Source organism: Streptomyces sp. CHD11, from assembly GCF_018638295.1.
In the GTDB taxonomy this organism is placed as follows: Bacteria; Actinomycetota; Actinomycetes; order Streptomycetales; family Streptomycetaceae; genus Streptomyces.
This window is the reverse complement of sequence record NZ_JABTTS010000009.1, coordinates 149,357-167,541: the sequence shown is the minus strand read 5'-3', so window position 1 is coordinate 167,541 and position 18,185 is coordinate 149,357. Positions and strand designations below refer to the sequence as shown.

13 protein-coding genes and 1 pseudogene are annotated in these 18,185 nt (G+C 70.9%); 9 read left to right on the top strand and 5 right to left on the bottom strand.

What is annotated here, in order from left to right:
* Positions 1-131: 131 nt before the first annotated feature.
* From HTV45_RS11465 to HTV45_RS11435, 7 genes and pseudogenes are all read left to right on the top strand, one after another.
* Positions 132-884: a GntR family transcriptional regulator gene (locus tag HTV45_RS11465; RefSeq protein WP_215205591.1), complete on the top strand. Its 753-nt coding sequence runs from the start codon at positions 132-134 to the stop codon at positions 882-884.
* Between the two features lie 646 nt (positions 885-1,530).
* Complete coding sequence (locus HTV45_RS11460) at positions 1,531-1,719, top strand: SPOR domain-containing protein (protein ID WP_215205590.1); 189 nt, start codon at positions 1,531-1,533, stop codon at positions 1,717-1,719.
* Between the two features lie 208 nt (positions 1,720-1,927).
* Positions 1,928-2,374, top strand: coding sequence for a (deoxy)nucleoside triphosphate pyrophosphohydrolase (locus tag HTV45_RS11455; protein WP_215205589.1), 447 nt, complete (start codon positions 1,928-1,930; stop codon positions 2,372-2,374).
* Positions 2,375-2,525: 151 nt separating this feature from the next.
* On the top strand, positions 2,526-2,942 hold the full coding sequence (locus HTV45_RS11450) for an ATP-binding protein (protein WP_308309447.1): 417 nt from the start codon (positions 2,526-2,528) through the stop codon (positions 2,940-2,942).
* Positions 2,943-3,209: 267 nt separating this feature from the next.
* The gene (locus HTV45_RS11445; protein WP_215205587.1) at positions 3,210-5,849 is read left to right on the top strand and encodes a SpoIIE family protein phosphatase; all 2,640 of its coding nucleotides are present in this window, start codon (positions 3,210-3,212) and stop codon (positions 5,847-5,849) included.
* 31 nt (positions 5,850-5,880) lie between these two features.
* On the top strand, positions 5,881-6,441 hold the full coding sequence (locus tag HTV45_RS11440) for a GNAT family N-acetyltransferase (RefSeq protein ID WP_215205586.1): 561 nt from the start codon (positions 5,881-5,883) through the stop codon (positions 6,439-6,441).
* A gap of 669 nt (positions 6,442-7,110) precedes the next feature.
* A pseudogene (locus HTV45_RS11435) lies at positions 7,111-8,121 on the top strand (glycosyl hydrolase family 18 protein); the annotation flags it as partial.
* Here HTV45_RS11435 and HTV45_RS11430 read toward each other — a convergent pair.
* The 4 genes from HTV45_RS11430 to HTV45_RS11415 are packed head-to-tail and all read right to left on the bottom strand — an operon-like array spanning position 8,118 to position 12,006.
* Positions 8,118-8,885: a succinate dehydrogenase/fumarate reductase iron-sulfur subunit gene (locus HTV45_RS11430; RefSeq protein ID WP_215205585.1), complete on the bottom strand. Its 768-nt coding sequence runs from the start codon at positions 8,883-8,885 to the stop codon at positions 8,118-8,120. The pseudogene HTV45_RS11435 and the gene HTV45_RS11430 overlap by 4 nt on opposite strands.
* On the bottom strand, positions 8,882-10,813 hold the full coding sequence (locus HTV45_RS11425) for a fumarate reductase/succinate dehydrogenase flavoprotein subunit (protein ID WP_215205584.1): 1,932 nt from the start codon (positions 10,811-10,813) through the stop codon (positions 8,882-8,884). The genes HTV45_RS11430 and HTV45_RS11425 overlap by 4 nt, the downstream gene beginning before the upstream one ends.
* Before the next feature lie 17 nt (positions 10,814-10,830).
* Positions 10,831-11,667: a hypothetical protein gene (locus HTV45_RS11420; RefSeq protein ID WP_215205583.1), complete on the bottom strand. Its 837-nt coding sequence runs from the start codon at positions 11,665-11,667 to the stop codon at positions 10,831-10,833.
* Positions 11,668-11,712: 45 nt separating this feature from the next.
* Complete coding sequence (locus tag HTV45_RS11415; RefSeq protein WP_215205582.1) at positions 11,713-12,006, bottom strand: hypothetical protein; 294 nt, start codon at positions 12,004-12,006, stop codon at positions 11,713-11,715.
* Positions 12,007-12,295: 289 nt separating this feature from the next.
* On the opposite strand from HTV45_RS11415, the gene HTV45_RS11410 reads away from it, so the two are divergent.
* On the top strand, positions 12,296-14,668 hold the full coding sequence (locus tag HTV45_RS11410) for an ABC transporter family substrate-binding protein (RefSeq protein ID WP_215205581.1): 2,373 nt from the start codon (positions 12,296-12,298) through the stop codon (positions 14,666-14,668).
* Positions 14,669-14,738: 70 nt separating this feature from the next.
* Here the strand turns inward: HTV45_RS11410 and typA are convergent, their stop codons facing one another.
* On the bottom strand, positions 14,739-16,655 hold the full coding sequence (gene typA / locus HTV45_RS11405) for a translational GTPase TypA (protein ID WP_215205580.1): 1,917 nt from the start codon (positions 16,653-16,655) through the stop codon (positions 14,739-14,741).
* Between the two features lie 443 nt (positions 16,656-17,098).
* Between typA and HTV45_RS11400 the strand changes: the two genes are divergently transcribed.
* Positions 17,099-18,145 (top strand): ABC transporter permease, encoded by a 1,047-nt coding sequence (locus HTV45_RS11400; protein WP_215205579.1) that lies wholly within the window; start codon positions 17,099-17,101, stop codon positions 18,143-18,145.
* The last annotated feature ends 40 nt before the right edge of the window (positions 18,146-18,185 follow it).

Sequence of the window (18,185 nt, the reverse complement as noted above, 5' to 3'; positions counted from 1 at the left end):
GGGAAAGTGCCTGCGTAAAGCCCTCACCCGGGGAATGTCATCACATCGAGTGAATCTCTGGCCTTTGCTTGCCTGGGACAACCTACAGTTGCCACCCTGTTGCTGTCTGTACAACCTGATGGGAGTGGCCCGTGACATTCGGTGAGCAGCCGGCGTACCTGCGCGTCGCGGGTGATCTCCGCAAGAAGATCGTCGACGGCCGACTGCCCCCGCACACCCGGCTCCCCTCGCAGGCGAGGATCCGCGAGGAGTACGGCGTCTCGGACACGGTCGCGCTGGAGGCCCGCAAGGTGCTCATGGCGGAGGGGCTCGTGGAGGGCCGCTCCGGCTCGGGGACGTACGTGCGTGAGCGTCCCGTGCCCCGGCGGGTCGCCCGCTCGGGATTCCGGCCGGAGCGCGGGGCCACGCCGTTCCGCCAGGAGCAGGCCGACCTCGGCGTCCGCGGCAGCTGGGAGTCGAGCAGCGAGCAGGAGGACGCCGGCGCCGCCATCGCCGGCCGGCTCGGCATCGAGCCCGGTGAGCGCGTGATGCGCACCAAGTACCTCTTCCGGGAGGCCGGCGAGCCGATGATGCTCTCCACCTCCTGGGAGCCGCTGGCCCTCACCGGCCGGACGCCCGTGATGCTGCCCGAGGAGGGCCCGGTCGGCGGCATGGGGGTCGTCGAGCGCATGCGTGCCATCGACGTGATCGTGGACAACGTCACCGAGGAGGTCGGCGCCCGCCCCGGCCTCGCCGAGGAACTGGTCCTGCTGGGCGGCGTCCCCGGACATGTCGTCCTGGTCGTCCAGCGCACCTACTTCGCCTCGGGGCGCCCGGTCGAGACCGCCGACGTGGTCATCCCCGCCGACCGCTACCGCGCCGCGTACCACCTGCCGGTGAAGTAGGCCCGGCCCACTCGTCCGGGCCCGAGCTGGGGCCCGCTCCGGGCGTCGTGCCCGACAGGCGTGCCGGGCGCGGTACGTGGATCGAGACCTCGTCCCGGGGGCCCGGACCGGATGCCGCACGGCGCGCGGCTCTGTCCCGGGCCCTGCGGTTCTGTCCTGCACCGCGGTGAGGTGAGCCCGCGCCGGCGCTCCCGGTCGTCCCGTGCCGCGTCGTGGTGCCGGGCTCCTCCGGTACCGCGCTCCGCGTCGTCCCGGTGTGCGCGCGGGTGGGGGTCGGCGCCCGGTTCAGCCCTCGCACTTCCGCCCCATCACTCCCTCACGCTCCTTTCCGCGCCCCGCCCTCGTGTCCGCTCCGGCGTGTCCACTGGGGTACGCCTGCCACGCCGCCGTAGCGATTTGGCCGTTCTCCCAGGTCGCCGACGGAGCAGTGCCGGCCCGGCGGTATGCCGCTGACCGGATGCGTCGGCCCGTACGCACGGCGCATCCGCCGACGTGCGCCCCCTGAGTGCTGGCTGGTTGCGTGCCTCTTTGTGAGAAGGCGTATTCGCTCAGTGAAGGTAAGGCGTAGGGTCGGGCATATGCGGACTGGGGTTTCCTTATCGGGCGGGACGCGGCACAGGCCGCGGGCGGGAAGTGGAGGGGAGCGATGAACGACAGCACGGTGACTCTTCCCTGGCTCGTCGTGCGCCAGGACGACAACGGCAATCGCTACCGGGTGGGCAGGTACGCGACCCGCGCGGAGGCGGAGAGGATCGCGGACAGCCTCGACGGGCGCGGACACCGGCAGCTCTACTGGGTCGAGCGGATCAGTCGCGCCGGAGCGCCGTCCGACTGATCCGGGCCGGAACTGACCCGGGCCGGAACACCGTCCGGCTGACCGGGACCGGAAGGCTGTCGCGTCGACCGGGACCGACCGGAACGCCGTCGTGGCCGGACCGCCGCCGTGGCGACCGTGCGGGCATGCTGCCGTGCCGCTGGTCCGCCGTGCCGCCGGTGCCGGCCTTCCTCGGGCGCGGCGGGGCCCTCCCGCTAGGCTCCGGCGCATGAGCGAGCGGATCGTGGTGGTCGGTGCGGCCCTGTGGCACGAGGAGCGGCTGCTCGCCGCCCGCAGAAGCGCACCCGCCGATCTCGCCGGACGCTGGGAACTGCCCGGCGGCAAGGTCGAGCCGGGGGAGAGCCCGGACGCGGCGGTGGTACGGGAGTTGCGCGAGGAACTCGGCGTCGATGCGGAGGCGGGAGAGCGCGTCCCGGGCCAGTGGCCGCTGCGGACGCCGTACGTGATGCAGGTATGGACCGCCCGCCTGCGCCCCGGATCCGCCGCACCCCGGCCCCTCGAGGACCACGACGAACTGCGCTGGCTCACCCCCGACCGGATCTGGGACGTCGACTGGCTCGACCACGATGTGCCCGCCGTCCGTGACACCCTCACCCATCTCGGCCTGGCGAGCGGGCGGGCGGGGCGCGACTCCGGCGCACGGACGCGGGAGTGACGGGGCGTGGGCGCCCTTCCGCTCCGCTCGTGCCACGATGCGCCGTCCCGCGCGGTACTCCGTCCGGGATATCGGGTATGTACCTATTGACCCCATGAAACCGGACATGAGGTGAGTCCTCTCTCACTCCCTCGGCGGGGAAGTGATCCGTGTGACCGACACCGACACCGACACCGAAACCGACGGCGACCGGGCCGGGTGGACCTTCGCCGCCGACCCCGGGGCCGTGCGCGCCGCACGCTCCGCCGTCCGCGCCCGGCTCCGTCGCTGGGACCTCGACAGCGTCGGCGACGTCGCGGCCCTGCTGGTCAGCGAGCTGGTCACCAACGCGCTGCGGCACGCCACCGGACCCATCGGTGTCCGCCTGGTCCGTCCTGACGGCCCCGCCGACGTCCTCCTCGTGGAGGTCTCCGACCCGCTCCCCGACCTCCCGTGCGAACGCCCCGCCCGGCCCGAGGACGAGGGTGGGCGCGGACTGCGGCTCCTGGCCTCCGCCTCCCGTCGCTGGGGCACCCGCCCCGGCGCCGGTGGCAAGACCGTGTGGTTCGAACTCACCGTCCCGCGTTGAGCCCTGGCGCGGCCGTTCACCGGTGTACGTGACCGCCCCTTCCGTCGAGTGACCGGTTCCGGTCCGTGACGGTTGTCGAAGAGGGGGGTTCGACGACGTGTCCGCTGGTTAGAAGACTGGAAGTGTTCTCACGGCGCGGACCGAAAAGCATCGGGACCGTGCTGTGATCGTGAACACCGTGTCGTGCGGCGTCGTAGTGCTGGATACTGCGGGCAGCCGCCCCCGGTGACCGGTGCCGGACGCGGTGAGCTGGAGGGGACGGTTCGCGTGAGCGGGATACCAGCGAAGGCCACGGAGTCCGAGGACTCGTCGGGCGGCGCGAGGAGCGGGGCCGTCGACGGCCTCTGCTCCGGCGATGCTCCGTCCGGTGACGGGATGTGGCAGAGCAGTCCGCCCGGCTCCATGTACGACTACATCAAGATCGCCTCGTTCTCCATCGGCCCGGACGGACTGGTCGACCAGTGGAGCCTGCGCGCCGAGCAGATCTTCGGTATCCCCGCGGACCGCGCCGTCGGCGTGGACCCCATCGAGGCGTTCATCGAGCCGGTCCGCCGGGAGCGCGGCCAGCGCAAGATGGCCGAGATCCTGGACGGCCGGGAGTGGACCGGGGTAGTGCCCTTCCGGCTGCCGGACTCCCTGGTGTCGGACGAGCGCGACCGTGAGGGTCTCGCCGAGGTCTACGTCATGCCGACGCGGACCGAGGAGGGCGAGAAGGCCGCCGTCTGCATCGTCGTCGACGTCCGAACACTGCGCCGTATCGAGACCGACCTCGCCGCCTCGCAGGCCATATTCGGCCAATCTCCGTTCGGCTTCCTGCTGATCGACGGCGACCTGCGGGTACGGCGTGCCAACCAGCGGTTCGCGTCCATCTTCGGCGGCACCCCCGACGAGCACCGCGGCAAGGGCGTGCACGACTATCTGCCGCGTGGGGAGGCCGAGCGGGTCGCGGCGACCCTGCGGCGCGTCCTGGAGTCCGGCAACTCCATCACGGACATGCACGTCACGGGTCATGTGCCCGGCTCCGACGAGCGCCGCCACTGGTCCGTCAACCTCTACCGCGTCCACAGCGGCAGCGGCCGGCCCATCGGCATCGCCTGGCTCGGGACCGACATCACCGCGCGCCGTGCCGCCGCCCGGGAGGCCGCCGCCGCGCGGCGCAACCTCGCGCTTCTCAACGAGGCGGGCGCGCGGATCGGCAACTCCCTGGACCTGGAGACGACCGCCCGCGAACTCCTGGACGTCGTCGTCCCCGGCTTCTGCGACCTGGCCACCGTCGACCTGTACCAGGGTCTGCTGGCCGGTGACGAGACCCCGCCGGGGCTCGCCGACGGCAGCGCGGAGGTACGCAGGGTCGCCTTCGCCAGCGCCGTCTCCGACGCGCCGTTCAGCAGCAGCGGGGAGCCCGTCAAGCTGGGCGCCGTCCACCACTACCCCTTCAACTCGGCCTGTGCGGACGCCCTGCGCACCGCCCGCCCGCAGAAGGTCCCCGGTGAGGACGGGGGGCTGGTGCAGTCCACGCTCGCCGTGCCGATGGTCGCCCACGACACCGTGGTCGGCCTCGTCCAGTTCGCCCGTACCAAGGGCAGCGAGCCGTTCGGTGACCGCGACCGCGACCTCGCGGTCGAGCTGGCCGCGCGGGCCGCCGTCTGTATCGACAACGCCCGCCTGTACCGGCGCGAGCACGAACGCGCGCTGATACTGCAGCGGTCGCTTCTCCCGCCCGGCGATCCGGAGGCCTCCGGTCTCGACATCGCCTGCCGCTACCTGCCCGGCAGCATGGCGACGGGCCGGTCCAGCGAGGTCGGCGGTGACTGGTTCGACGTCATCGAACTGCCCGGTCACCGCACCGCGCTGGTCGTCGGCGACGTCATGGGGCGCGGTCTGCGCGCGGCCGTGGCGATGGGCGAACTGCGCACCGCCGTACGCACCCTGGCCCAGCTCGACCTGGAACCCGCCGAGGTGCTCTCGCAGCTGGACGAGATCGCCCGGGGCCTCGGCGCCCCCGGCGGGCCCTCCCAGGCCTTCGCGGGAGGGGTCCAGCAGGCCACCAGAGCCGCCCGCAGGCCCCGCGAGGCGGATCTCTCCGAGGTCTACCTGGCGACCTGCGTCTACGCCGTCTACGACTCGGTGACCCGGCGCTGCACCTTCGCCAACGCGGGCCATCTGCCGCCCGTCCTGGTCGAGCCGGGCGAGCCCGCGCTGATGCTGGACGTGCCGCCCGGCATGCCGCTCGGGGTGGGCGGGGAGCCCTTCGAGGAGGTGGAGGTCGAACTACCCGAAGGCGCCCTGCTCGCGCTCTACACGGATGGACTGGTCGAAAGCCGCGATCACCCCCTCGACGAGGGCCTGCAGGCCTTCGTGAGCGCCCTGACGGACCCCTCCGCCCCCTTGGAGGACGTCTGTGACCACGTGCTCAACACCCTCGACACCCACCACGGCGAGGACGACATCGCCCTGCTGATGGCCCGTGTCCAGGGACTGCCCGCGGAATCCGTCGGCGACTGGACCCTGCCCCGCGAGCCCCGCAGCGTGGGCCGCGCCCGCGAGGACGCCCGCGCACAGCTGCTCGCCTGGGACCTGGAACCCCTGGTCGACACCACGGAACTCCTGGTCAGTGAACTGGTCACCAACGCCCTGCGCTACGGCGAGGGCGAGATCAGGCTCCGGCTCCTCCTCGACCGCACCCTGGTCTGCGAGGTCTGGGACGCCGGCCTGGTCCAGCCCCGCCGCCGGCGCGCCCGGGACACCGACGAGGGCGGCCGCGGCCTCCAGCTCGTCGGCCTGCTCAGCGCGGCCTGGGGGTCACGCCGTACGCCCCGGGGCAAGACGGTCTGGTTCGAACTCCCGCTCCCCGGCACCGACACGACCCTCACCGACCCGGCGGAGGCCCTGCTGAGCCTCTTCTGACGGCGGGCGGCGGGGTGCGTACGCTCCCGCCATGCGCATCGACCCGATCACCCCGGTACAGCTGACGGCCGGCCCCTTCACCCTGCGCCCCTGGGCGCCCGAGGACGCGGACGTCCTCGCCGAGCTGTACGGGGACGAGGCCATGCGCCGCTGGGCGGGCGATCCCGTGCACGACGCGGCGAGCGCGGCGCGCTGGGTGGCGGAGCAGCGGCGCGGCTGGGAGACCGGGACGCGTCTGGCGTTCGCCGTGCAGGAGACGCGAGGGCCCGACGCCCGGCCGGCGGGCAACGTCGTCCTCAAACGCGGAGCCACGGCAGCCGGATCGGCCGAGGTCGGCTACTGGACGGCGGCGCACGCGCGAGGCAGAGGAGTGGCCCCGCGTGCGCTGACGGCCCTCGCCGACTGGGCCTTCGGCACCTTCGCCCAGGAAGGCCTGACCCGCCTGGAACTGCTGCACCAGGTCGACAACACCGCTTCCTGCCGTGTGGCGGAGAAGAGCGGCTTCGCCCTGTCCGGCCTGCTCCCCGCCGCCCCGCCCGCCTTCCCCCTCGACGGTCACCTGCACCTACGGCAGGCGCCCTCCGCTTCATGATCGCAACCGGAACACCCGTTCCCCTCGTCCTCCCCCTCAACAACAACCACACGACTGCCGACGGGAGTCGACGGGCGAGGGAGAGCCGGTATGGAACCCACCGAGCCGCAGGAGCCGGCGAGCACGGCGGAGAAGAAGCCCCCGGAACCGGCACCCCCGGCCCCTGAGCGCAGGGAGTCGCCGGTCCCGGCAGTCAGGGCATCCTCTCCGTCACAGCGCACCCGGGTGAGCGATGAGGGCGGCGAGGGGTCTCCGCCCGACGCCGCCGAGGGTGACTCCCCGTCCGGCACGCCGACGCGAACGGAGCCGGTGGCCGTGACGGGTGAGGCTTCTTCGCCGGAGCCGGCCGGGGCGGGTGGTGCGGACCGCGGGGCTTCTTCCGGGGACCCGGCGGAGGGCGGCCCGCGGCCCGCTGGGCCGGTACCGGGAACGGAGCCGGCCGCCGCTGCTGCCCCGGCCGATCGGGCGGAGGCGAGCGCCCCGGACGGCGCGGGTGGCCCAGCCGCACCGGCGGCGGAGACCTCCCTGGCCGGGGCGGCCGGAGCAACCCCATCAGGGCCTGCCGGGGCGGGGAAGGCCGGTGACGGGGCACCCCCGGGGGATCTGGCCGGCGGAGCGCCGGCCCCGGCCGCCCCCGGAGGGCGGGCGGGCAGGCGCCGCAGACCCTGGGTCCGCCGGGTCAGACGTACCGCCCTCGCGCTCGCCCTGCTGCTGATCGTGCCGCTCCTCGCCATCGAGACCGCTCTGCGGGTCAACTACATGGGCGATCCGGCGGACGGTACGTACAGCCGTGACCGGGACGCCATGTGGCTCGGGCACGCCTGGGTCGACGGGCGGAAGAAGGACGCCGACGTCACCGCGCTGGCCCGCCGCCTCCAGGACACCGGGATCCGCGACCTCTACGTCCACTCCGGGCCGCTGGAGCACGACGGCACCCTGCCGAAGTCCAGGTATCCGCGTGCCCGTTGGCTGATAGACGCGGTGCACCGGGAGCTGCCGGGCGTCCGGGTCCAGGCCTTCCTCGGGGACGTCCTAGCCAACGGGGGCCCCGAGGGACTGCACCTGGACCGCGCCGCCACCCGCGCGGAAGTCGTCCGCAGCGCAGGACAGGTCCTGGACACCGGCTACGACGGCGTCCATCTCGATCTGGAACCCCTGCACTCCGACGACCCGGACTACCTCACCCTCCTGGACGACCTGCGCGCCGTCACCCGGGCCGAGAACGCTCAACTGTCCGTGGCCGCGCACCAGATCGACCCGCTCCCGGGGCTCCACACCGTCGCCGGTCTCTTCGCCGAGAACCCCAAGTGGTGGTCCCAGGAGTTCTTCGGCCAGGTCGCCCGGCGCGTCGACCAGATCGCCGTGATGTCGTACGACACCGCACGGCCGCTGGAGAGCACCTACGGCGGCTACGTGGCCCAGCAGACCTCGCTCGCCCTGGAGGTCACCCCGCCCACCACCCACCTGCTGATGGGCCTGCCCTTCTACTACGAGAGCAACCCCAGCCACTGGGGCCACGCCGAGACCGTCGCCGCCGCCGTCCGCGGGGTCCGCCTAGGCCTCTCCCGCACGGATGCCGACCGCGAACTCTTCGGTGTGGCCCCGTACATCGACTTCGCGGCGACGGAGACGAACTGGGACGAGTACCGGGAGGGCTGGGTCCGCCAGGACAGGACCTAGGACCGCCTCCTGATCTTCGAGCCCAGCCACACCAGCGGGTCGTACTTCCGGTCCACCGCCCGCTCCTTCAGCGGGATCAGCGCGTTGTCCGTGATCTTGATCCCCTCGGGGCAGACCTCCGTACAGCACTTGGTGATGTTGCAGTAGCCGAGGCCGTGTTCGTCCTGGGCCGTGCGGCTGCGGTCCAGGCCGGACTCCCCGGCCGCGTCCAGCGGGTGCATGTCCAGCTCCGCGACCCGCATCAGGAAGCGCGGCCCGGCGAACGCCGGTTTGTTCTCCTCGTGGTCGCGGACCACATGACAGACGTCCTGGCACAGGAAGCACTCGATGCACTTGCGGAACTCCTGCGGGCGGTCCACGTCCTCCTGCGTCATCCGGTACTCGCCCGCTGCCACCCCCTCCGGTGGCACGAAGGCCGGGACCTGGCGGGCCTTGGTGTAGTTGAAGCCCACGTCCGTCACCAGGTCGCGGATGACCGGGAAGGCCCGCAGCGGTGTCACGGTGATCGTCTCGTCCGGCTCGAAGACCGACATGCGGGTCATGCACAGCAGCCGCGGACGCCCGTTGATCTCCGCCGAGCACGAACCGCACTTGCCCGCCTTGCAGTTCCAGCGCACGGCGAGATCGGGGGCCTGGGTGGCCTGGAGGCGGTGGATGATGTCGAGCACCACCTCGCCGTCGTTCACCTCGACCTCGAAGTCCTCCAGGCCGCCGCCCTCGACGTCCCCCCGCCACACCTTGAAGCGGGCCTCGTAACTGCTCACTCGTAGAGCTCCTCTTCGGCGAGGTACTTGACCAGCTCCTCCTTCTCGAAGAGGGCGAGCAGGTCGGGGCGGATGGGGTCGGTGGTCTCGCGGGTGAGGGCGATCCGGCCGCGGGCCGCGTCGCCGGTCGTGTCTCCGCCGGGGTCGGCGAGCGCGCACATCAGGTTCACGTTGCGCCAGGACCGGTCCATCCCGGAGTGGTCCTCACGGGTGTGCCCGCCGCGCGACTCGGTGCGTTCCAGCGCCGACCGGGCCACGCACTCGCTGACCAGCAGCATGTTCCTGAGGTCCAGCGCCAGGTGCCAGCCCGGGTTGAACTGCCGGTGCCCCTCGACACCGGCACGCTGGGCCCGTAGCCGCAGTTCGGCGAGTCCGACCAGGGCCTGTTCCATCTCGGGTGCGCGGCGGATGATGCCGACCAGGTCGTTCATCGTCTGCTGCAGTTCCTGGTGCACGCTGTACGGGTTCTCCGGCGGCCCGCCGGCCGGTGCCACGCCCTCCGCGGAGAACGGGCGCAGCGCCTCCGCGGCGGCCGTGTCGACCTCTCCGTCGTCCACGCGAGGCCGCCCGGCCCCCGCCGCGCCCGCGTACTCGGCCGCGTGCCACCCCGCCCGGCGCCCGAACACCAGGAGGTCGGACAGGGAGTTGCCGCCGAGCCGGTTGGAGCCGTGCATGCCGCCGGCCACCTCACCGGCCGCGAACAGACCCGGCACGCCGCGCGCGGCCGCCGAGTCGGAGTCGACGGCGATGCCGCCCATCACGTAGTGACAGGTCGGCCCGACCTCCATCGCCTCCGCCGTGATGTCCACGTCCGCCAGTTCCTTGAACTGGTGGTACATCGACGGCAGCCGCCGTTTGATCACCTCGGCCGGCATCCGGGTGGAGACGTCCAGGAAGACCCCGCCGTGCGGGGAGCCGCGGCCGGCCTTCACCTCGGCGTTGATCGCACGGGCCACCTCGTCGCGGGGGAGCAGTTCGGGCGGGCGCCGGTTGCGGTCCGGGTCCTCGTACCAGCGGTCGCCCTCCTCCTCGGACTCGGCGTACTTCTCCTTGAAGACGTCCGGGACGTAGTCGAACATGAACCGCCTGCCCTCGGAGTTGCGCAGCACCCCGCCGTCCCCGCGCACCGACTCGGTGACGAGGATGCCCTTCACCGAGGGCGGCCAGACCATCCCGGTCGGGTGGAACTGCACGAACTCCATGTTCAGCAGCGGGGCCCCGGCCAGCAGCGCCAGCGCGTGCCCGTCGCCGGTGTACTCCCACGAGTTCGAGGTCACCTTGAACGACTTGCCGATCCCGCCGGTCGCGATCACCACGGCGGGCGCCTCCAGCACGAAGAAGCGCCCGGACTCCCGCTCGTAGCCGAAGACACCGGAGACCTTCTCCCCGTCCTTCAGCACGCGTGTGACCGTGCACTCCTGGAAGACCTTCAGCCGGGACTCGTAGTCCCCGGTCTCCCGGAAGTCCTCCTGCTGGAGCGCGACGATCTTCTGCTGGAGGGTGCGGATCAGCTCGAGCCCGGTACGGTCGCCGACATGCGCCAGGCGCGGGTACTCGTGACCGCCGAAGTTGCGCTGCGAGATCCGGCCGTCCTTCGTCCGGTCGAACAGCGCCCCCCAGGTCTCCAGCTCCCACACCCGCTGCGGCGCCTCCTGGGCGTGCAGCTCGGCCATCCGCCACTGGTTGAGGAACTTCCCGCCGCGCAGGGTGTCGCGGAAGTGCGTCTGCCAGTTGTCGCCGGAGTTGACGTTGCCCATCGCCGCGGCGATGCCGCCCTCGGCCATCACGGTGTGCGCCTTGCCGAACAGCGACTTGCAGATCACGGCCGTACGGGCGCCCCGCTCGCGGGCCTCGATGGCGGCGCGCAGTCCGGCGCCGCCGGCCCCGACCACGACGACGTCCCACTCCTGTCGGTCGACCACGGACATCAGTTCAAAGCCCCCAGCTAGAAGAAGCGCGGATCGTCGAAGACACCGGTCGCGACGAGGTACACGTAGAGGTCGGCGAGTGCCACGCTCAGCAGCGACGCCCAGGCGAGCTGCATGTGCCGGGCGTTGAGCCGGCCCACCCACTGCCACATCCGGTAGCGCACCGGATGCCGGGAGAAGTGCTTCAGCTTCCCGCCGACGATGTGCCGGCAGGAGTGGCAGGAGATCGTGTACGCCCAGATCAGCGCGATGTTGACCAGGAAGACCAGGGTGCCGAGCCCCATGTGGCCCCACCGGTAGTCCTCGTCGCGGAAGGCGAGCACGGTGTCGTAGGTCAGGATGCAGGCGACCAGCAGCGCCGCGTAGAAGAAGTACCGGTGGATGTTCTGCAGGATCAGCGGGAAGCGGGTCTCCCCGGTGTACGTGGCGTGCGGTTCGGCGACCGCGCAGGCCGGCGGGGACGCCCAGAAGCCCCGGTAGTAGGCCTTGCGGTAGTAGTAGCAGGTCAGCCGGAAGCCGAGGGGGAAGATCAGGATGATGATCGCCGGTGAGAGGCCCCACCAGCTGCCGAACAGCTCCCAGTTGGGCCCGGCCTTCATCGGCTCGCAGTTCTCCGCCAGACACGGCGAGTAGAACGGCGAGACATACGGTGCCGCGTAGTAGTTGGCGTTGGCGAGGGCCCGCCAGGTCGAGTACACGATGAAGGCGAGCAGCCCGGCCGCGGGGGCGGCCGGGGCCAGCCACCAGCGGTCGGTCCGCAGATGCGGGGCGTCGATCGCGGCGCGGGTGCCGGTTCTCACGCCCCCGCGTCGGGGATGGGGTTCGGTGGCAGGAGGTTCCGTGCCAGTGGCCACTTGTCCACTCCGGTAGGGGTCAGGGGGCGCCGCGATCGGCAGGGGTCAGGGGGCGCGACGGCCGCGGGCGCCGAGTCCCTCGTCGTCCGTGTCCACCCACAGCGAGGGGTCGTAGGGCGTGTCGGAGATGGTCACGAGGTCGGGCCGCTTCCTGGGAGCCGCGGTGGTGGCCGCCGTCTCCCGCAGCAGCGCGACGCTCTCGCGCAGGTGATTGGTGTCGGACCGGACGCGGCGCATCTCCAGGCCGCCGGCGCCCATCGTCTTCTCCAGCCGCCCCACCGACCGGATCAGGTCGTCGAGACAGCGCTGGACGGATGTCAGTTCGTCGTGCACGGACATGACTTGCCCTCACTTCCACGGTCCTTCTGGGCCAAGGCGGCAACGTTCATGCGCCTGCGAGTGTTGCGCGTCACACCTTGTGCTGTGAAGGGATGTGCATCGATTGGCTGAGGCGTATGGGTGCACCGGACGGTGCGTTGCGCCGCACGGGTGGGGTTGACGCCCGTGGCCGCCGTGTCGCCCTGAGTTGCCGAACCCTTTCCTCTTCAGTGGGCCGCATACATCGGATGAGATCCAAATACCACCAAAAGTGATCGTAACGCCCGCGGCTTCCCGGAGGTACCCAGAGATGTCCCACGACGGCGTCGGACCGCGCGCGGCTCTGCGCTCGGTCGCCCTCCTCACCGCCGGAATGCTCGCGGTGCCCGCGCTGGCCGGATGCGGTTCCGACGACCCGGCGGGCAAGCCGCTGGCCCCGGCGGACATCGCGGCCGCCGACCGCGCGAAGGTCGCCGACGGGGGCACCCTGCGCTGGGCCGTGGACAGCGTCCCGGAGACCCTGAACACCTTCCAGGCGGACGCCGACACCACCACCTCCCGGATCGCCCAGGCCGTCCTGCCCTCCCTGTACCGGATGGACGGCCAGGGCCGGGCGGTGCGCAACCCGGACTACCTGGAGTCCGCCGAGGTCGTCGACACCGAGCCCAAACAGGTGGTCCTCTACAAGCTCAACCAGCAGGCCGTCTGGAGCGACGGCCGCGAGATCGGCGCCGCCGACTTCGCCGCCCAGTGGCGCGCACTCTCCGGCAAGGACACCGCCTACTGGACCGCCCGCAACGCCGGCTACGACCGCATCGGCAAGATCGAACGGGGCAGGAACGACCTCGAGGTCAAAGTCACCTTCAGCCGCCCCTACGCCGACTGGAAGTCGCTGTTCACCCCGCTGTACCCCAAGGAGGTGACGGGCACCCCCGACTCCTTCAACGACGGGGCGCGCAAGAAGCTGAAGGTCACCGCGGGACCCTTCACCCTGGAGAAGGTCGACACCGGCGAGGACGAGGTCACCCTCACCCGCGACGAGCGCTGGTGGGGCGACGCGGCGAAGCTCTCGAAAATCGTGCTGCGCTCCGTCGCCCACGACAAGCGGATCTCCGCGCTCAGCGACGGCACCATCGATCTGGCCGAGATCGGCCCCGGCGAGGCCGGCCGGATCACCGCCGCCGCGCTCCCGCCGGCGAAGAGCGGGAGCGCCCCCCTCGCCGGCCCCGGCGCGGACCGCTCCGCCGCCGACGCGCTGCGCTCCTGGGCGGTCGCCAACGGCTCCGACGAGGACGCCGCCGACGAGGAGATCACCGCCCGCAAGAAGCTCCGCAAGAAGGCCGCCAAGTACGCCCGCCAGCAGAAGGCCCTCGGCGGCTACGAGGTCCGCAAGTCCCTGGAGCCCGCCTACACGCAGCTCGCTCTCAACGGCGCCGAGGGCCCCCTCGCCGACGAGCGGGTCCGCCGCGCCGTGGCCCGCGCCCTGGACCGGGCGGACATCGCCGAGGCCGTCCTGGAGCCCCTGGGCCTGCCCACCGAGCCCGTCGGCAGCCATCTCGCGCTGGCCGGCCAGGCCGCCTACGCCGACGGCAGCGGCGCCCTGGGCGAACAGGACGCCAAGGAGGCGCGGGCGCTGCTCGCGGACGCCGGCTGGGTGCGGGGAGGGCCGGTGGAGGAGAAGAAGAAGGACGACGACGAGGACGAGGAGGAGGCGGCCGGCTCGGAGTCGGAGGAGGAGGGCAGCTCCGGCAGCGAGTCGGGGGACGACGGGGACAGCGAGGGCGACGGGGACAGCGAGGGCGGCGACGACGGCACGTACATCGTCGGCGAGGACAACGAGAAGGACGCCCAGGACGAGAAGCAGGACGAGAAGCAGGACGAGGAGACGGACGAGGAGACGGACGAGAAGACGGACAACAGTGACAAGGGCGACACAGGGAGCGGCTCCGGCGGTGACGACAAGGCCCCGCAGGACTCCGGCACGGGGACCAGGCAGCTGAACCAGGGCGGCGCCCCCGGCGCCTACGCCCCCAAGGGCACCGCCGCCCCGGCCCGCGCCGAGAACGCGCCCGTCGCCAAGGACGGCAAGGCGCTCACCCTCCGCTTCGTCCTGCCGTCGGGGCCCGGCTCGGACACGTCGGCCACCGTGGCCGGCCGCATCTCGAAGATGCTGGAGAAGATCGGCATCCGTACCGACATCTCCAAGGTCGACAGCGACAGCTACTTCAAGGACCACATCGCCTCGGGCGCCTACGACCTCGCCCTGTACTCGTGGCCCGCGACCGCCTTCCCCGCCACCGACGCCCGCCCCGTCTACTCCAAGCCGGTCCCGGCGGCCGACGGCTCCCTGAACGTGGAACAGAACTGGACCCGGGTCGGCACCGACCAGGTCGACCAGCTCTTCGACCAGGCCATCGGCACGCTGGACGACAAGGAGCGCCGGGCGCTGATCCGCAAGGCCGACTCCCGCATCTGGGCGGCGGCCGGTTCGATCCCGCTGTTCCAGCGCCCCCAGCTCGTCGCGGCCAGCGAGAACCTGGCCAACGCCGGGGCCTTCGGCTTCCGTACCCCGGTCTTCGAGGACATGGGCTTTCTGAAGAAGTCCGCCCAGGGCCCGTCGGGCACACCGGGCTCACCCGGCTCCCGGGGTGCCGAGAGCTCCGAGTCGTCGGACGGGGACTGACGCCTCGGGCAGACGGAAGCGGCCCGCCCCGTGACGGGGCGGGCCGCTTCCGTGTCCGTACCCGGAGGGGTCAGCCGTGCTTGGCGCGGCTGGTGGCGCGGGCGCGCTCGCGGGCGTCCAGGTTCACCTTGCGGATGCGCACGGCCTCCGGGGTGACCTCCACGCACTCGTCGTCGCGGCAGAATTCCAGGGACTGCTCCAGCGACAGCTTGCGCGGCGGGACGATCGCCTCGAACGAGTCGGCCGAGGACGACCGCATGTTGGTGAGCTTCTTCTCCTTGGTGATGTTGACGTCCATGTCGTCGGCGCGCGAGTTCTCGCCGACGATCATGCCCTCGTACACCTCGGTGCCGGGCTCGGTGAACAGCACCCCGCGCTCCTGGAGGTTGGTCATCGCGAAGGCGGTGACCGCACCGGCGCGGTCGGCGACCAGCGAGCCGTTGTTACGCGTGGTCAGCGTCCCGAACCAGGGCTCGTGGCCCTCGTGGATGGAGTGGCCGATGCCCGTGCCGCGGGTCTGGGTCAGGAACTCCGTACGGAAGCCGATCAGACCGCGGGAGGGCACCACGAACTCCATGCGGACCCAGCCGGAGCCATGGTTGGACATGTTGTCCATCCGGCCCTTGCGGACACCCATGAGCTGCGTGACCGCGCCCATGTGCTCCTCGGGGACGTCGATGGTCATGCGCTCGACCGGCTCGTAGACCTTGCCGTCGACGTCCTTGGTGACCACCTGCGGCTTGCCGATGGTGAGCTCGAAGCCCTCACGGCGCATCTGCTCGACCAGGATGGCCAGCGCCAGCTCGCCGCGGCCCTGCACCTCCCAGGCGTCGGGGCGCTCGGTGTCGAGGACGCGGAGCGAGACGTTGCCGATCAGCTCGCGGTCCAGGCGGTCCTTGACCTGGCGGGCGGTGACCTTGCGGTCCTTGACGGCCGCCTTGTTGCTCGCGCCCTTGCCGGTGCCGCCGCGCCCGACCAGCGGGGAGGTGTTGGTGCCGATGGTCATGGAGATGGCCGGCTCGTCCACCGTGATCAGCGGCAGCGGGATCGGGTTCTCCGGGTCGGCCAGGGTCTCGCCGATCATGATGTCCGGGATACCGGCCACGGCGCAGATGTCACCGGGGCCGGCCTTCTCGGCGGGCTTGCGGGTGAGCGCCTCGGTCATCATCAGCTCGGAGATGCGCACGTTGGCGACGGTGCCGTCGCGCTTCATCCAGGCGACGGTCTGCCCCTTCTTCAGCTCGCCCTGGTGGACGCGGAGCAGGGCGATACGGCCGAGGAAGTTGTCGGCGTCGAGGTTGGTGACATGGGCCTGGAGCGGGGCGTCCTCGGAGTAGGTCGGCGCCGGGATGTAGTCCAGGATCGTCGAGAAGAACGGCTGCAGGCTGGTGGAGTCGGAGGGGACCGTGCCGTCGTCCGGCTTGGTCAGGGAGGCGACACCGTCCCGGCCGCAGGCGTAGACGATCGGGAACTCGATCTGCTCCTCGTCGGCGTCCAGGTCGAGGAAGAGGTCGTAGGTCTCGTTGACGACCTCGTCGATCCGGGCGTCCGGACGGTCCGTCTTGTTGATGCAGAGAATGATCGGCAGCTTCTGCTGCAGCGCCTTGCGCAGCACGAAGCGGGTCTGCGGGAGGGGGCCCTCGGAGGCGTCCACCAGCAGCACCACACCGTCGACCATCGACAGGCCGCGCTCGACCTCACCGCCGAAGTCGGCGTGGCCGGGGGTGTCGATGATGTTGATCGTGATGGGCTCCCCGCCGTCCTTGGGGTGGTACTTCACCGCCGTGTTCTTGGCGAGGATCGTGATGCCCTTCTCACGCTCCAGGTCGTTCGAGTCCATCATGCGGTCGTCGACCGAGTCGAGCTGGTGGGCGGCGAAGGCGCCGGCCTGCTTGAGCATGCCGTCGACGATGGTGGTCTTGCCGTGGTCGACGTGAGCGACGATGGCGACGTTGCGGATGTCGTGACGTGTTGCGGACGGAGCCATAAAAGGCGTACTCCCGGAGTGCTGTGGAATGCCCTGCACGAGCGTGTGTGGTGTGCGGGCCCTGCCGGGCTGATACACGCCACGGCCTCACCCCCATGGTACGGGCCCGGCGCGAGGTCCGTCGTCGCGCGCCCGTGAGCGGGCGGTGGCTTCCGGGAAGCGGGAAGTCACGTTCGCATATCGGTGTGCAGAGAAACGCGTTTCGGACATGTAAACAAAAAGGTGCACCTATATGTCCGAAATGCCGAATTCAGTTGAGCGGTGTCAAGCGCGCGTAGGTGTCAATCTTTGCAATTTTTGCTCAAAATATGAACGCTAGGGAGATCCCTATGCCTTCCGCCCTTGACGCGCGTTGACACTCTTGGCGAAAGTTCCCCCAAACCACAGAACCTGCCGGTATCTGTGCTGCGCTCAACTCTCCAACCCCCCGGGGGACGAACACGATGACCAGTCCAATCAAGGCCGAGGACTCCGGGTCCGCGGCTGTCTTGGACCCCGAACTCGCAGCGACCACCGAAATCACGGTCGCCAAGGGTGAGAAGCAGCCCGAGGGTCGTTCCCCCGGCCAGTTGATGTGGCAGCGCTTCAAGCGCGACCGTACCGGGGTCGTCTCCGCGTGCGTAGTGATTTTCTTCTTCGTGGTGGCCCTCTGTGCCCCGCTCATCGCGAACCTGTACGGCAAGGACCCTTACACGCTGTACGCCCAGGAGCCGGAGTACCCGTTCCTCCTGGACGACTTCGCCATGCCGACCGGTGCCTACGGCGGCATCTCGGGCGACTTCTGGTTCGGCGTGGAGCCGAAGCTGGGTCGTGACGTGTTCACGATGCTGCTCTACGGGATGCGCACCTCGCTGTACATGGCGGTGGCGGTCTCGCTGCTCAGCGTGATCACGGGCGTGATCATCGGCATGATCGGCGGCTACTTCGGCGGTCGTGTCGACTACTGGCTCGGCCGGATCACGGACTTCTTCCTCGGTTTCCCGCAGCAGCTGTTCTTCATCGCCTTCATGCCGGTCGTGACCGCGATGTTCGTCGACCCGCAGGACGAGACCCCCACCTACCTGCGGGCCGTGGCGATCATCCTGGTGATGTGGTTCCTCGGCTGGATGGGCCTGTCCCGCCTGGTGCGCAGTTCCGTACTGTCCCTGGCGGACCGGGAGTTCGTGGAGGCCGCGAAGGTGTCCGGTGCCCCTCCCGCGCGTATCGTGCGCAAGGAGATCCTGCCGAACATCGTCACACCGATCCTGGTGCAGGCCACCTACATCCTGCCGAGCACGATCCTCACCATCGCCTTCCTCTCGTTCATCGGGGTCGGCTTCACGGAGCCGACACCGGACTGGGGCCGCATGTTCAAGACCGGCACCGAGGTGTACGAGCAGGATCCGATGTTCCTGCTCTTCCCCGGCGCGGCGCTGGTGATCTTCGTTCTCGCCTTCAACCTTCTCGGCGACTCCGTCCGGGACGCATTCGACCCCAAGACCGGACGGTAAACGTCCATTGGTGGGTGGGGGAGCTGCCGCCCCCGTGCCG

Excerpts from the sequence above, each read along its gene's own strand:
- HTV45_RS11400 (WP_215205579.1), top strand. The coding sequence starts at position 17,099 with ATGACCAGTCCAATCAAGGCCGAGGACTCCGGGTCCGCGGCTGTCTTG.
- HTV45_RS11440 (WP_215205586.1), top strand. The coding sequence starts at position 5,881 with ATGCGCATCGACCCGATCACCCCGGTACAGCTGACGGCCGGCCCCTTC.
- HTV45_RS11460 (WP_215205590.1), top strand. The coding sequence starts at position 1,531 with ATGAACGACAGCACGGTGACTCTTCCCTGGCTCGTCGTGCGCCAGGAC.
- typA (WP_215205580.1), bottom strand. The coding sequence starts at position 16,655 with ATGGCTCCGTCCGCAACACGTCACGACATCCGCAACGTCGCCATCGTC.
- HTV45_RS11425 (WP_215205584.1), bottom strand. The coding sequence starts at position 10,813 with ATGTCCGTGGTCGACCGACAGGAGTGGGACGTCGTCGTGGTCGGGGCC.
- HTV45_RS11455 (WP_215205589.1), top strand. The coding sequence starts at position 1,928 with ATGAGCGAGCGGATCGTGGTGGTCGGTGCGGCCCTGTGGCACGAGGAG.
- HTV45_RS11410 (WP_215205581.1), top strand. The coding sequence starts at position 12,296 with ATGTCCCACGACGGCGTCGGACCGCGCGCGGCTCTGCGCTCGGTCGCC.
- HTV45_RS11415 (WP_215205582.1), bottom strand. The coding sequence starts at position 12,006 with ATGTCCGTGCACGACGAACTGACATCCGTCCAGCGCTGTCTCGACGAC.